Origin of the sequence: Ligilactobacillus salivarius DSM 20555 = ATCC 11741, from assembly GCF_001435955.1 — a bacterium.
GTDB classification, from domain to species: domain Bacteria; phylum Bacillota; class Bacilli; order Lactobacillales; family Lactobacillaceae; genus Ligilactobacillus; species Ligilactobacillus salivarius.
Window position 1 is genome coordinate 229,285 of record NZ_AYYT01000001.1, and the last position, 14,821, is coordinate 244,105.

At 32.0% G+C, this 14,821-nt stretch carries 14 protein-coding genes; 1 reads left to right on the forward strand and 13 read right to left on the reverse strand.

Annotation, left to right across the window (positions count from 1 at the left end; all coding sequences use genetic code 11):
* Nucleotides 1–2: 2 nt before the first annotated feature.
* From rimM to FC55_RS01185, 13 genes are all read right to left on the reverse strand, one after another.
* Complete coding sequence (gene rimM / locus FC55_RS01125) at nt 3–509, reverse strand: ribosome maturation factor RimM (protein ID WP_003699991.1); 507 nt, start codon at nt 507–509, stop codon at nt 3–5.
* Between the two features lie 84 nt (nt 510–593).
* On the reverse strand, nt 594–839 hold the full coding sequence (locus FC55_RS01130) for a KH domain-containing protein (protein ID WP_003699990.1): 246 nt from the start codon (nt 837–839) through the stop codon (nt 594–596).
* Between the two features lie 9 nt (nt 840–848).
* Nucleotides 849–1,124: a 30S ribosomal protein S16 gene (rpsP, locus tag FC55_RS01135; protein ID WP_003699989.1), complete on the reverse strand. Its 276-nt coding sequence runs from the start codon at nt 1,122–1,124 to the stop codon at nt 849–851.
* 94 nt (nt 1,125–1,218) lie between these two features.
* A complete protein-coding gene (gene ffh, locus FC55_RS01140; RefSeq protein WP_035149716.1) occupies nt 1,219–2,658 on the reverse strand; it encodes a signal recognition particle protein in 1,440 nt (479 codons plus the stop codon).
* Nucleotides 2,659–2,673: 15 nt separating this feature from the next.
* The gene (locus FC55_RS01145) at nt 2,674–3,012 is read right to left on the reverse strand and encodes a putative DNA-binding protein (protein WP_003699985.1); all 339 of its coding nucleotides are present in this window, start codon (nt 3,010–3,012) and stop codon (nt 2,674–2,676) included.
* A gap of 18 nt (nt 3,013–3,030) precedes the next feature.
* Nucleotides 3,031–4,302: a signal recognition particle-docking protein FtsY gene (gene ftsY / locus FC55_RS01150; RefSeq protein WP_003699983.1), complete on the reverse strand. Its 1,272-nt coding sequence runs from the start codon at nt 4,300–4,302 to the stop codon at nt 3,031–3,033.
* An 11-nt stretch (nt 4,303–4,313) separates the two neighbouring features.
* Nucleotides 4,314–7,850 (reverse strand): chromosome segregation protein SMC, encoded by a 3,537-nt coding sequence (smc, locus tag FC55_RS01155; RefSeq protein ID WP_003699982.1) that lies wholly within the window; start codon nt 7,848–7,850, stop codon nt 4,314–4,316.
* 14 nt (nt 7,851–7,864) lie between these two features.
* A complete protein-coding gene (gene rnc / locus FC55_RS01160; protein ID WP_003699981.1) occupies nt 7,865–8,563 on the reverse strand; it encodes a ribonuclease III in 699 nt (232 codons plus the stop codon).
* A 153-nt stretch (nt 8,564–8,716) separates the two neighbouring features.
* Nucleotides 8,717–8,959 (reverse strand): acyl carrier protein, encoded by a 243-nt coding sequence (acpP, locus tag FC55_RS01165; RefSeq protein ID WP_003699980.1) that lies wholly within the window; start codon nt 8,957–8,959, stop codon nt 8,717–8,719.
* A gap of 76 nt (nt 8,960–9,035) precedes the next feature.
* The gene (plsX, locus tag FC55_RS01170; RefSeq protein WP_035149712.1) at nt 9,036–10,037 is read right to left on the reverse strand and encodes a phosphate acyltransferase PlsX; all 1,002 of its coding nucleotides are present in this window, start codon (nt 10,035–10,037) and stop codon (nt 9,036–9,038) included.
* Nucleotides 10,038–10,049: 12 nt separating this feature from the next.
* A complete protein-coding gene (gene recG, locus FC55_RS01175; RefSeq protein ID WP_003699976.1) occupies nt 10,050–12,086 on the reverse strand; it encodes an ATP-dependent DNA helicase RecG in 2,037 nt (678 codons plus the stop codon).
* 74 nt (nt 12,087–12,160) lie between these two features.
* Nucleotides 12,161–13,861 (reverse strand): DAK2 domain-containing protein, encoded by a 1,701-nt coding sequence (locus FC55_RS01180; RefSeq protein WP_011475843.1) that lies wholly within the window; start codon nt 13,859–13,861, stop codon nt 12,161–12,163.
* 42 nt (nt 13,862–13,903) lie between these two features.
* Nucleotides 13,904–14,266, reverse strand: coding sequence for an Asp23/Gls24 family envelope stress response protein (locus tag FC55_RS01185; protein WP_003701710.1), 363 nt, complete (start codon nt 14,264–14,266; stop codon nt 13,904–13,906).
* Between the two features lie 264 nt (nt 14,267–14,530).
* On the opposite strand from FC55_RS01185, the gene rpmB reads away from it, so the two are divergent.
* Nucleotides 14,531–14,716, forward strand: coding sequence for a 50S ribosomal protein L28 (rpmB, locus tag FC55_RS01190; RefSeq protein WP_003694225.1), 186 nt, complete (start codon nt 14,531–14,533; stop codon nt 14,714–14,716).
* Nucleotides 14,717–14,821: the final 105 nt, after the last annotated feature.

Sequence of the window (14,821 nt, forward strand, 5' to 3'; positions counted from 1 at the left end):
TTTTAATCCAACCCATCTAATAATTCAATAATCACTTTATTTTGTTCTAAATCAATTTTTTTAATTACATCTTTAATAGCTGGTAATAAAAGATCACTTGAGCCTTTACGTTTGACTACCCAAACATCATTAGCTCCAGGAGACATTATTTCTTTTATTACCCCTATATAGTTATTATCCTCACTAAAGACATCTAAACCTATGATTTGATGATGATAATAATTACCATCAGATAAATTTTCTTGCTGTTCTTCAGAGATTTCTAGTATCTTTCCCTTTAAATTTTCTACTAGATTAATATTTTCCAACCCTTTAAAAGTTATCATTTCAAATTGTTTATGGGTTCTATGACTTTTAATTTCATAACTATTAATCTTTCCATTGTCTCTAATGTATAATATGTTTCCTGGCTTAAATCTGTCTTCAGGGAAGTCCGTCTTACTAATAATTTTTAGTTCACCTTTAATACCATGTGTATTTACAATTTTTCCAACTTCATAATAATTCATTAACTCATCTCCTTAAAAATTAATAAAAACCTCAAAACAAGGTATGTACACTCCTTATTTTGAGGTTTCTTAACTTTATACTAATCAATCCACGATATTTAAGCGTACTTTAAGATTATTATCAAGTCTAATGCCGTAAACAATATTTCTAATAGCCTGAGCTATTCTTCCATGTTTACCAATCACACGACCAACATCTTCTTTTGAAACACTTAAATTAAAGTTTAAAAAATAATCATCCTGCTCAGTTTCTATTTTAACCTCATCAGGCTCAGCAACTAAAGGTTGAACAATCGTTAGAATTAATTGTTTAACATCTGTTTCTGTCATTTCTTAACCTTATTTCTTAGAAAATTTAGCTTCATGGAATTTCTTCATAACACCGTTACGTGAAAGAATGTTACGTACTGTATCAGATGGTTGAGCACCATTGTTTAACCAGTTCATAACCTTTTCTTCTTTAAGAGTAACTGTTTCTGGATCTGTTAATGGGTTGTAAGTACCAACTGTTTCGATGAAACGACCATCACGTGGAGAACGTGAGTCTGCCACAACGATACGGTAGAAAGGACGCTTCTTAGAACCCATACGCTTTAAACGAATCTTTACTGACATTAAATTTCCACCTCCTATTATTATCTCAACGTTTAATAATATACCAGTTATTTTGTCTGGTGTAAAGGAAAATTTCTTGACAGACTAAATTTTTTTATTTTCCTTTTCTTTTAAGTAGTTTTTTCAGCTTCTTTTGCTTTAATTTCTTATTTTTTCTAATCATTCTATTCATTGACATCTTAGCCAACTTACCTTGCATACCTCTACCTAAAAGGCCTTCCATACCTGAGAAGTTACCATTTGACATCTTTTTCATCATATCTTGCATTTGCTTAAACTGCTTTATCATGCGATTAACTTCCTGGATTGGTCTACCAGATCCAGCAGCTATACGGCGACGACGACTAGGATTCAATAAATCTGGATTTTCTCTTTCTTGTGGTGTCATTGAATATACTATCGCTTTAGTGTGTTCAATGTCCTTAGGATCTACTTTCAAATTCTTCAGTGCAGGATTGTTAGCCATTCCTGGAATCATCTTTATAATATCTTCCATAGGTCCCATATTTTGAACTTGTTCCATCTGAATCAAGAAATCATTAAAATCAAAATTGTTCTCTCTCATCTTTTCTGCAAGTTCTTCTGCTTGTTTTTGATCATATTCTTGCTGTGCCTTCTCAATTAAGGTAAGCATATCACCCATTCCAAGAATACGAGAAGCCATTCTGTCAGGATAAAATACATCTAAATCCGTCATTTTTTCACCCTGACCAATAAATTTAATTGGTTTTCCAGTAACAGCTCTTATTGAAAGTGCAGCCCCACCACGAGTATCACCATCTAGCTTAGTTAGAACAACCCCTGTTACATCAAGTTGATCATTAAAACCTTTAGCAACTTCAACTGCATTCTGACCAGTCATCGCATCAACTGTTAATAGAATTTCATCTGGCTGTGCTAATTCTTTAATACTAGATAACTCTTGCATTAACTTTTCATCAATTTGTAAACGACCAGCGGTATCGATAATAACGTAATCATTTTTCTTGTCTTTAGCTTCTTCAAGACCTTGTCGTACAATCTCTACTGGATCAACATCAACACCTAATGAAAATACAGGAACATCAATATCTTTCCCTAATATTTTCAATTGGTCAATAGCAGCAGGTCTGTATACGTCAGCTGCAATCATAAAAGGTCGTGCATTTTTTTCTTTTTTTAACTTATTTGCTAATTTTGAAGCTGTAGTTGTCTTACCAGCACCCTGCAAACCTACCATCATAATAATTGTTGGAATTTTAGCTGATTTATTTAGGGGAGCGGCTTCCTCACCCATAACTTTCACTAATTCTTCATTAACAATCTTTACAATTTGTTGTGCGGGTGTAAGACTTTCTAATACTTCTGCCCCAATAGCTCTACTTCTAACGGTCTTTACAAAATCTTTAACAACCTTAAAATTTACATCGGCTTCAAGTAAAGCTAAACGAATTTCTCGCATAACTTCCTTGACATCAGATTCACTAATTTTACCTTTTCGTCTAAGTTTCCCAATTGCGTTTTGTAAACGTTCTGTTAAACCTTCAAATGCCACAATGGCCACCTACCTTTATTCTTCTAAACTTTCTAAACGATTAATTCTCGTTAATAATTCTTTGTCATATGCATAATTTTCTTCAACATACTTCAATAAATTATCTAGTTCTTCACTTTGTAATTGGAAGTTCCTATATAAATGTAATTTACTCTCGTACTCTTCTAATATCTTTTCTGTTCTTCTTATGTTATCATATACAGCTTGCCTTGAAACTTCATAATTTTCAGCAATTTCACCTAAAGAATAGTCATCTCGATAATATAATCCTATGTAGGTCATTTGTTTAGGCGTTAGCAATGGTTCATAAAAATCAAATAAAGCATTAATTCTATTAGTTTTTTCAATCGCCACTATATTTTCACCTACCTACTATTTACTTGGAGTAACTAATCCTTTGAATAATCCTACGACATATTCTTCTGGACTGAAATCACGTAAATCATCCATTTTTTCACCTAATCCCACTAATTTTACAGGTAAGTGTAATTCATTTCTTATTGCAAGGACAATACCACCTTTAGCAGTTCCATCTAATTTAGTTAGAACTATTCCTGTAACATTAGTAACATCTTTAAATTGCTTTGCTTGTGTTAAAGCATTTTGTCCTGTTGTAGCATCTAAAGCCAATAAAACTTCATGTGGTGCATCTGGAATTTCTCTTGTTATGACTCTAGCAATCTTTTCTAATTCTTTCATTAAGTTAACTTTATTCTGTAAACGACCAGCAGTATCAACTAATAAAATGTCATAGTCTTCTTCTTTAGCTTTCTTTACTGCATCAAATACTACAGCAGCAGGATCACTCTTTTCAACTTTTTTTACAACTGTTACACCTACACGTCGTCCCCATTCAGCTAACTGTTCAATTGCCCCAGCACGGAAAGTATCTGCTGCAGCTAGCATTACTTTTTTTCCTTCCATTTTATAACGATGGGCTAGTTTACCAATAGTTGTTGTCTTACCCACACCATTAACACCCACGAAAAGAAAAACTGTTGGTCCCTCGCTAGAAAAGTGTAAATTATTATCTTCCTCTTTTCCTTCGTTTTCGTAAATTTCAACAAGCTTTTCAATAATTGCATCAGAAATCTCATTTTTCTTTTTTGCATTTCTCAATTTAACTTCTTGTCTTAATTCATCGCTAATCTTCATAGCTGTTTCAAATCCTACATCTGCTTCTATTAAAGTTTCTTCTAATTCTTCAAAGAAATCTTCATCTACATGTCTAAAATTAGCTAACAATGAATTTATCATTGCGCCAAAACCTTTTCGTGATTTTTCTAACCCTTTATCATAACGCTCTTCTTCATCACTTGAGACTTCTTCTTCAACTTTCAAGCTATCATTTTGTTCACTTGAATCATTCGAATTCTCTTCTTCAACAAATTCGCTATTATCTCCGTTTAAATCTAAGATTGCATCATTATCTTCTTCAGATTCATCACTATTTTTTTCTTGCGAATCAACACTTTGGTCAACATCTTCACTTGTTTTTTCTTCAGAAACTACATTACTATCTGAATCAGATGAGTTTTCTTCGCTCTTCATACTCTCTTCATCGTTATCAACAGTTTCTTGTTTTATTTTTTCTTCATCATCTTGACTAGAAAAAGCTTTTCTTATTCTATCAAAAAGTCCCATATTACCTCTCCTTAATCAATATCATCAAGAGCCACAGATACTATTTGTGAAACCCCTGATTCTTGCATAGTTACCCCATAAAGAACATCTGCATTTACCATCGTTCCTTTTCTATGAGTTATCACTATAAATTGTGTTTCATTATCAAATTTTTGTAAATACTGTGCGTATCTAGCTACATTTGTATCATCTAAGGCTGCTTCCGCTTCATCTAAAATTACAAATGGTACAGGTCGCACTTTTAAAATAGCAAATAATAGGGTAATGGCCGTCAATGCTCTTTCTCCACCAGAAAGCAAGCTTAATTGCTGTAATTTTTTGCCCGGTGGTTGTGCCATTATCTCAATTCCTGTTTCTAAAATATTTTCAGGATTAGTTAAGCTTAGTTTTGCATATCCACCAGAGAACATTATTGGAAATACCTCACTGAAAGCTTTCGACACTTGCTCAAATGTTTTTTGGAATCTATTCTTAACTTCTAAGTCCATTTCATTCATACTTACTTCTAACTGCTCTTTTGCCGATAGTAAGTCATTTTGTTGGCTATTTAAAAACTCATAACGTTCATTGACTCTTTCATATTCAGAAATAGCACCTATATTTACTACACCTAACTCATCTAATCCTAATTTTAATAACTTGAGTTTCTTTTCAATAGTATTTAAGTCTTTTTCAGAAATTTGATGCTCTACTTCTTCAAAAGTCACCCCATAATTTTCTGATAAATCTTTTAAATTCCTATCCAAAATAGTATCACATTGACTTATACGTATACTTAACTTTTTTTGTTCCTCATAAGCTGAGCGCTGAAGTTCGTTAGCTCTTGTTAATTGTTTCTCAGCTTCTTTTACTTCTATGTGTAATTGTTTTCTTTCTTCCTGTGCATCTTTTAATTTCTTCTTTATACTATCAATCGTATTTCTTATATACTCTTGTTTATCCTTAATATCTTCTTTGGCACTTAAAGCAATTTTTTCTTTATTTTTTATTTTCGCAATAGCATCTTGCTGTTTCTTTAGTAATTCAGAAATATTTTCTTCTTGTGTCATTAATTCTTGCAACTGGAGTTTTAATCCTCTTAATTGTTCAATTATAACCGCCTCTCGTTGCTTATAACTGCTAATCTCTTCACGTTGCTTTTCTATACTATAAGAATTATGTTCTTCAGCTTTCGCTTTTTGAGTAATCAGCTGCTCTAAACTATCTATTTCTTTTGTTAAAGAGTGTAGTTTTTCTTTATTTTCTTCAAGATTTTGAGAAAGTATCTCTATATTTGTATACTTACTACTTTCCTTTAACTCTCTTAGTTTAATCGATTGGTGCTCATTTTCTATCTTAATAAGTTCGAATTTTCTACGATATTTATCCCTATCAGTTTGCAATCTATTTTTTTGAACTTGAAGAGTATCGATCTTATCTTGATTTTTTTTATACTCTTCGTGAACCTTTCCCCAATAGATTTCCATATCTTCTAATTTTTTCTTCATTACTTCGATATTGGATTGCAAATCTTCAATTTGTAATTTTTGTTCTAACAGACCTGATTTCTTTTGCTTTGTAGCACCACCTGTTATAGCACCACCTGGATTTACTACATCACCATTTAACGAAACAATTCTTACACCATAATTTAATTTTTTTGCAATTTCAGTAGCAAAATCTATATTTTTAGCGATTACTGTTGTTCCTAATAAATTTTGACTCACTTTTAAATTTTCCTTAGATACTTTAACAAGCTCGCTTGCAATACCAACATAGCCATCTAATGATTCTAAAGTTACTCTATATTGTTTATTTAGCATTCTAGCTTTAACTGTTTTTTGTGGTAAAAATGTTGCCCTACCTAGTCTGTTATGAGTCAGATGCTGTATAACTTTTTTAGCTACATTTTCGTCTGTAACAATAATATCTTGTAAGTGTCCACCTAAAGCTACTTCCATCGCCTGAGCATATTCTTTAGGAATTACAAATTCTTCTGCTACAGATCCGATAATACCAGATATGTTTTTACGTTCTTTTAGTACTTCTCTAGCACCTTGATAATATCCTGTATAACTATCTGAAATACTTTTTAGTGTCTCTAATTTAGTCTGTACACGTTGATAAATATCCCATGCCTTATTTCTATTATTTTTTAACTCACTATCCTTTTTAGATAGTTCGACTTCCTTAATTTTAAGTTCTTTTAAAGTAGTAACTATTTCTTGATACTCATTATCTTTATTATTAAGAGTAGTTTTTAATTCATCTAGCTGTAGTTTTAATTTATTTTTTTCATTCGTTATATTTTGAATATTCTTATTAGTCTCAGCTTGATTCTGACTTTTTTCTTCTAACTCTTGCTCAATATAATTATTACTATTATTGACTAAATTCTTCTCTTGTATCTTTCGATTTAATTCACTTTTTAGTTTCTCTAGAATTTCTTCTGGTTCTTTTACATTATCTATTATTTTTTCTAACTCTAATATTTTTTTAGATAGTTTTTCTCTGTCATCTTCCAAATTAGCTATTTTTTCTTTAACAGATTGTTTTCCAGTTCGAATTTCAGTCAAATTATCTAGATTAGCACTATATTGCTCTTGAAGTTCAGATAATCTTTCCTTTTGAAATTTTTCTTCTTGTCTAGACATATTTTGTTGTCCAGATATTTTTTCCTCTTGTCTTACAAGTTCCGTCAATTCATTTTGTTCATTGTCAATTAAACTCTCTAATTTCTTTTGTCTAGAATGTAATACTTCTACCTGTTTACTCTGTTCAGAAGTCATTCTTTCTTTGTCAGATAAAATTTTTATAACTTTTTGTAATTCCGATTCTTTTTGCTCTTTTTCCGAACTTTTTTGTGTAATTTCTAAGACTAATCTATCTCTATTTAATAAATCGTACTGTTCTTTTTGACTCAAATAATCTTTTGCCTTACTAGCCTGTTGAGCTAAGGGGTCACGCTGCCTACTTAATTCAGACAGTATATCTGCTACTCTCTTTAAATGCTCAGTTGTTTCAACAAGTTCACTTTCTGCTTTTTTCTTTTCTTTTTTATATTTTAAGACTCCAGCAACCTCTTCAATTAAAATACGTCTATCTTGAGGTTTGCTATTAAAAATAGACTCTACTCTTCCTTGAGATATAATCGAAAACGATTCTCTTCCTAACCCTGTGTCGATAAATAAATCTACGACATCTTTCAACCTGACTTTCTTTTCGTTTATGAAGAATTCACTATCACCCGAACGAAAGATTCTTCTTGTAATTCTTATTTCATTTGGCTGATTATATAGATATCCATCTTCATTATCAAGAACTAATGTCACTTCTGCTCTATTTAAAGCTGCACGTGTATCTGAGCCGGCAAAAATAATGTCCGGCATTTTACTACCACGCAAATTTTTAACTGACTGTTCACCTAAAACCCAACGTAACGCCTCTGTAATATTACTCTTTCCACTACCATTTGGGCCAACAATTCCAGTTAATCCATCTTGAAAATTTATAATTGTTTTATTTGCAAAAGACTTAAAACCATTTAAAGTAAGTGATTTTATTTTCATCTGTATACAAACTCCTACTTTCTGAGTTTCTTTAAAGCTTGATATGCTGCCATCTGTTCAGCAGCCTTTTTAGTACGTCCAGTACCTTCGCCCATGACTTCATTATTAACAACTACATTCATTGTATAGACACGTTCATTATCCGGACCTGTAACATTAACTTCATTATATTTAATTTTACATTCTCCGTTTTGTTGCAAGACTTCCTGTAATTCAGTCTTATTATCCATCATATGATCAAACCAACCCAATTCTAATTTTGGAAAAATAACCTTAGAAATAAATCTTACAACTTCATCTTTTCCTTGATCTAAATATAAGGCACCTATAAATGATTCAAAAATATCACATAACAAACTTGGACGCTGACGAGCATTTCCTTTTTCTTCACCTTTACCTAATCTAATATACTCATTGAAATGGCATTCAATAGCAAATTTACTAAAACTATCAGCTCTTACCATAGCCGCCCTTAGTCTTGACATTTTTCCTTCAGGCATTTCTGGATAATGTTCATAAATATATTCGGACACGCATAACTGCATTACAGCATCACCCAAAAATTCTATTCTTTCATAATATTTTAACTTTTTCTTTCTTTCTGGAGTTTCATTTACATACGATGCATGAGTAAATGCCGCATCCAATAAGTCTACATCTTTAAAAGTGATGTCAAAATCTCTTTTTAACATTTCTTGTAATCCTTCAATCATTAATACCTCTCCTTAATAAAATTAATAAATTTCATATTTTCCGTTATATAAAGTAATTAATCATTATACAGTGGAGAATAAAAAATTCAAAACAACTATGACTTATTTATTATACCAAAAAAGCCGGCTATATGTGCCAGCTTCCATCTTAAATTATCCTTGATGACTATATATATATTTAACAGCATCACCAACAGTATGAATATTTTCAGCATCCTCATCTGGAATTTCTGCACCAAATACATCTTCCAATTCAAGGACAAATTCCACGATATCAATTGAATCTGCATCTAAATCTTCTTGAAAATTTAAATTTTCTGTAATTTCATCTGCTTTTATTTCAAATCTATCCTCAATAATCTCAGAAATTTTTTCAAATATCTCTTTTTCTGACATAAATTTGCCTTCTTTCAAATTTTTTACTACTTGTAGTTTACTAATTTTACTATTAAATGTCTAGTTTAGTTTAGAATTATACATTCTTGTTAAAATAATCTGTAAATTTCGATAACATATCATTTTCTAGCATATCATTGATTTGTTTAACTGTATAATATACTGTTTCTGCATCTGATGCACCATGAGCCTTTACAACCGGGGCCTTAGCTCCCAATAATACTGCACCACCGTATTGAGATGCACTCATTTTATTACGGATCTTCATAATACTTGGTTTTAGTAATAAACCACCAATTTTACCTAATAAACCAGCTGACATTATTGTATCTTTTAAGAGATGCATAGCTGTACCAGCTGTGCCTTCTATAGCCTTTAAGACTGCATTACCAGTAAAGCCATCTGCTACTACTACATCGCAAACACCTTTCAAAATATCCTTAGATTCTACATTACCAACAAAATTAATACTACTATCAGCTGCTATTAAATTATGTGCTTCAAGTGTTAATTTACTTCCCTTGTGTGGCTCAGTTCCATTATTTAACAAACCTATTCTTGGATTTTTAATATTTCTAACACTTTCAGCATAATATTTTCCCAATAAAGCATATTGATATAGCTGTTCTGGCTTGTTATCAGCATTAGCTCCACTATCCAAAAGATTAAATACTCCACCTTCTTTAGTTAATACTGGTAGAGTTGACAGTAATCCTGGACGAGTAATTCCTTTTATTCTACCAACAATTAATAAACCAGCCGCTAATAATGCTCCTGTATTTCCACAAGAAAATAATGCATCAGCCTTTCCTTCTTTTACAGCATATGCTGCTCTAACTAAAGAAGAATCTTTTTTTCTTCTAATTGCTTTAACTGGCTCATCATTCATGTCAATAACTTCAGTAGTTTGGATAATTTCAATATTTTTATCACTTGTCAGAATTTCTCTTATCTTCTGTTCGTCACCAAATAACATAAATCTGAGATCCGGATATTTATTTCTCGCTTTTTCTACACCCTCAACTACACTTTGTGGTGCAAAATCTCCACCCATAGCGTCAACAGCAATTTTTTTCATCTTTACCATCTCCTAATCAATAATTTCCTCTTGGGCAAACTGTCTATTCAAATACTTGATTAATTCAAAATTCTCTTCCCTTGTTTCAAAATTAGGACTAAAAACAACATTATGAGCTTCCTCTTGAGCAACTTGTAATATATTCAAATTTACTACTGGATCCCCCACTTTAAATTCAGGTAAACCTGACTGCTTTTTCCCTAGAACTTCACCAGGACCTCGCAATTCTAAATCTTTTTGCGAAATTAAGAATCCATCATTAGTTTCCGTCATTATTTTCATACGTTCTTTACCATACTCACTCTTAGGATCTGCCACTAAAATACAATATGATTCCTTACTACCACGTCCTACCCTTCCGCGAAGTTGGTGTAATTGAGCTAGACCAAATCTATCTGCATCCAAAATGATCATTACAGTAGCGTTAGGAACATCTACCCCTACCTCAATAACAGTCGTAGAAACAAGGATGGAAACCTCTTTATTTTTAAAAGCTTGCATGGCCTGCTCTTTTTCATTAGCATCCATCTTCCCATGTAATAATGCTACTTTTTCAGAACCAAAGTATTCTTTTGCCTTCTCAAAAACTTCTTCTGCATTTTGTAAATCTAATAATTCAGATTCTTCTACCAAAGGGGAAATAATATAGGCTTGTGTTCCTAATTCGAGCTGTCTTTTAACGAATTCAAATACATTTTTTACTTGTTTCTTCTTAACCCAGCTTGTTTTAACAGGTTGTCTCCCTTTTGGAAGTTCATCTATTATAGACACATCCATCTCACCGTACGTAGTGATTGCTAATGTACGAGGGATAGGAGTAGCAGTCATAGCTAAAATTTCAGGATTAACTCCTTTTTTCCTTAAAATTCTTCTCTGATTAACACCAAACCTGTGTTGTTCATCAGTTATAGCTAATCCTAAATTGTGAAATTCAATATTATCTTGGATAACAGCATGTGTTCCAATGACAATATCAATATCACCATTTTTTAAATGCTTTAATAATTCTCTCTTAACTTTTACTCTGCTCAATGAAGAACTTGTCATTAAAGCTACACTTATCCCATATTGCTCAAATAAATTAGCTAATTTTTCTGCATGTTGCTGAGCTAATATTTCCGTTGGAGCCATTAATACTGCTTGCAAACCTGCAGTTACTGTAGCATACATAGCAATTGCAGCAATAATAGTCTTACCGGATCCAACATCACCCTGTAGCAATCTATTCATATGATTTGGACTTAACATATCTGCACAAATTTCATTTACTACTCTTTTTTGTGCTTTCGTTAATTCAAAAGGCAATCCTTTAATGAACTCTTTCAATTTCTCATTATTATACTTAATCCTCAACCCCATATTTTTATGATTATCCCTTTTTAAAAGTTGAAGACCAGCTTCAAAACTAAAAAATTCATCAAATATTGCACTTCTTCTAGCCAAATCTGCCTCTTTTTTCGTCGAAGGAAAATGCATATCATGAATCATTTGCTTTCTATTCTCTAAATGATATTTTATACGAATGCTTTCAGGAACAACATCTCTAATATAGGAATTATATTCTTCATATGCTTGTTTTACTAATTGCTTAACTACACTTTCCTTGATATCTTCAGATGAACGATATACTCCCACAAAATCATTAGTCTTTCTTGAGATTATCTTTATACCAGATAAACTTTGTCTCAAAGCATCATATTTGCCATATACAGCTAGTTCTTGTCCTGTAGTTACCTGTTTTGATATCCATGGTTGATTAAAAAATGTTACACCAATCACGTCATGATTAATTAATAACTTAAAATTTAACCTACTCTTTTTTCTACCAAATCTTACTAAAATAGGTTCAGATGCCACTATTCCTTTTAGTGTAACTTTTTCTTGACTATTTATCTCTTCTAAATTTTTGACCGCAATATCGTTATATCTAAAAGGATAGAATGTCAATAAATCTTCAATCGTATTAACTCCTAATTTATTAAGAGCCTGTATCTTCTTAGGACCAACACCTCGTAAAACTCCGACTGAATCACCCAAATTCACCAACATCACCCCTTTTAAAATCTACTTAAAAAGGAGCAAAAGAACTCATATCTCCCACTCCTTTAAAATAATAAAATATTTTACTCAACAGAAATTAGATAAGGATAAACAGGTTGATCTCCTTCATGAATCTCTACTTCTAAGTCATCATCGATGTCAAGAATTGCCTGCTCAATTTCTTTAGCTTCAGCTTCATTACCATCTTCACCATAAATGATAGTTACAACTTCACTATCATCATCAAGCATTGATTCTACCATTGAAATTGCAGCAGTTTTAGAATCACTAGCAGTAACTGTAATATCTCCATCCACAATTCCCATATAATCGTCCTTTTTAATTTCCTTACCATTTAGAGTTGTATCTCTAACTGCGATCGTTACTTGACCAGATTTCACAGAAGATATATTTTCTTCCATATCTGTTACGTTATCTTCAAGATCCATATCCGGATTGAATGCAAATATTCCTGACAATCCCTCCAAAACAGATCTAGATTGTACAACCTTAACAGGAATATCTACTAATTCAGTTGCTTGCTTAGCAGCTAGGAATATATTTTTGTTGTTAGGGAAAATAATGAATTTCTTAGCTGAACTAGCAGAGATAATATCAACAAAATCTTGTGTACTTGGGTTCATTGTTTGACCACCATCTAAGATATCTGTTGCACCTAAACTAATAAATAAGTCTTTCAATCCTTTTCCAGAAACAACTGTTAATATTCCATAATCGCCAGCATTCTTTCTAGCATCAGCTAACTTCTTAGCTTCTACATCATCTTTATTATTATCTTCATCTTTTTCAAGAATAGTTTCATGTTGTAATCGCATGTTGTCAACTTTAACCTTGATTAAAGAACCGAATTCTTGACCGTAGGATAAAACTTTGCCTGGATGTTCAGTATGTACATGAACCTTAACAACTTCATCATCCGCAATTACTAGTAAAGAGTCTCCAATTTCAGCCAAATGATTTCTAAATTTATCGTACTCAAATTCTTGGTCTACTAAGCGCCCTGCACCTAACTTTACCATTATTTCAGTACAGTAACCATATTTAATATCCTCTGTATGTAACTGACTTTGGACACTCTTATGATGTTCAGCATTTACCATTTCGTCCATTTCTTCTACATTAGGTACATGCTCATCATCGGTAATATTTCCTGATAAAGCTTCATAGAAACCTTCATATACAAATGTTAGCCCTTGACCACCAGAATCCACTACACCTACTTCTTTTAAAACCGGTAAAAGTTCTGGAGTTGTTGCCAATGCTTGCTTAGCAGCTTCATAAGTTGCTTCCATGACTTCAACACAATCATCTGTATTTTTTACTGTATTTCTAGCAGCTTCAGCAGCTTTACGAGCAACTGTTAAAATAGTTCCTTCAGTTGGTTTCATAACTGCTTTATATGCAGTCTCAACTCCACTTGTAATTGCATCTGCTAAATCTTGAGCTGTTAAATTTTCTTTTTTAGCCATACTCTTGCTAAAACCACGAAAAATTTGAGATAAAATAACACCTGAATTACCTCTAGCACCCATCAACAAACCTTTGGCTAAAGCTATTCCTAGGTCTCCTACCTTAGTAGATGTTGATTCTGAAACATATTTATATCCACTAGCTAGGGATAAACTCATATTAGTTCCCGTATCACCATCAGGAACTGGAAAAACATTTAACGAATTAATAAATTCAGCATTTTTATTTAACTTATTAGAACTTGTCAGTACCATTTTTCGGAACTCTGACTCAGTAATCTTAGCGACTTTCAAATTAAAATTATCCTCCTTGGCAGTCTAGATTCCAAAATATATTTAATCTCCAATAACACGTACACCTTGTACAATGACGTTAACCGACTCAGCTTTAACTCCAAGCATAGATTCTAAATTATATTTTACTTTGCTTTGTACATTACGACATACTTCAGAAATTTTTGTACCATAACCTGCAATAATATAAACGTCAATAGCTACTCCATCTTCTTGTTGGCGAACAACTACACCCTTGGAATAATTATCACGACGTAAAATTTCATTTAAATTATCACGAATTTGATTCTTACTAGCCATGCCAACAATACCGAAAATTTCAGTAGCAGCTCCACCAACAACTGTTGCAATAACATCATTGGAAATATCAATATTACCTAATTGGTTTTGAATTTTTACAGCCATAATATATAGCCTCCTTAACTGATTGGCATTCATACAAATAATTATTCTATCATATTTATGATACAATTAAAATCATCTTTAAACCAGAATATTTTATCTGATTATCAAAAAATTATCTATTTTGAAGTCATTTTATTCAAATAAAGGTGTAAAGTAAATTAACTTTACAAAAAAATGTTGCAATCATTCTCTATCTATGATAATTTTATTTAGTGGATAAGCATTTTTTGCTTTATTTGAGATTGAAATGGAGGATATATAACAATGGCAAAAGATTTTGTTACAGGTCGTAAGACAACTTTTGGTAAGAAACGTTCTCACGCTTTGAACCAAACAAATCGTAGCTGGAAGCCAAACTTGCAAAAAGTTCGTATTTTAGTTGATGGTAAGCCTAAGAAAGTTTGGGTTTCAACTCGTGCTTTGAAGTCTGGCAAGGTTACTCGTGTCTAATAGATAACAAGTAATATACTAAAAAAATAAAGGTCATAATGTTTCGAATTGAAGCATTATGACCTTTTACTTTTAATCGGTTGTATAATATTTAGGACTGATAAT

Excerpts from the sequence above, each read along its gene's own strand:
- rimM (WP_003699991.1), bottom strand. The coding sequence starts at position 509 with ATGAATTATTATGAAGTTGGAAAAATTGTAAATACACATGGTATTAAA.
- FC55_RS01130 (WP_003699990.1), bottom strand. The coding sequence starts at position 839 with ATGACAGAAACAGATGTTAAACAATTAATTCTAACGATTGTTCAACCT.
- rpsP (WP_003699989.1), bottom strand. The coding sequence starts at position 1,124 with ATGTCAGTAAAGATTCGTTTAAAGCGTATGGGTTCTAAGAAGCGTCCT.
- ftsY (WP_003699983.1), bottom strand. The coding sequence starts at position 4,302 with ATGGGACTTTTTGATAGAATAAGAAAAGCTTTTTCTAGTCAAGATGAT.
- smc (WP_003699982.1), bottom strand. The coding sequence starts at position 7,850 with ATGAAAATAAAATCACTTACTTTAAATGGTTTTAAGTCTTTTGCAAAT.
- rnc (WP_003699981.1), bottom strand. The coding sequence starts at position 8,563 with ATGATTGAAGGATTACAAGAAATGTTAAAAAGAGATTTTGACATCACT.
- acpP (WP_003699980.1), bottom strand. The coding sequence starts at position 8,959 with ATGTCAGAAAAAGAGATATTTGAAAAAATTTCTGAGATTATTGAGGAT.
- plsX (WP_035149712.1), bottom strand. The coding sequence starts at position 10,037 with ATGAAAAAAATTGCTGTTGACGCTATGGGTGGAGATTTTGCACCACAA.
- recG (WP_003699976.1), bottom strand. The coding sequence starts at position 12,086 with ATGTTGGTGAATTTGGGTGATTCAGTCGGAGTTTTACGAGGTGTTGGT.
- FC55_RS01185 (WP_003701710.1), bottom strand. The coding sequence starts at position 14,266 with ATGGCTGTAAAAATTCAAAACCAATTAGGTAATATTGATATTTCCAAT.
- rpmB (WP_003694225.1), top strand. The coding sequence starts at position 14,531 with ATGGCAAAAGATTTTGTTACAGGTCGTAAGACAACTTTTGGTAAGAAA.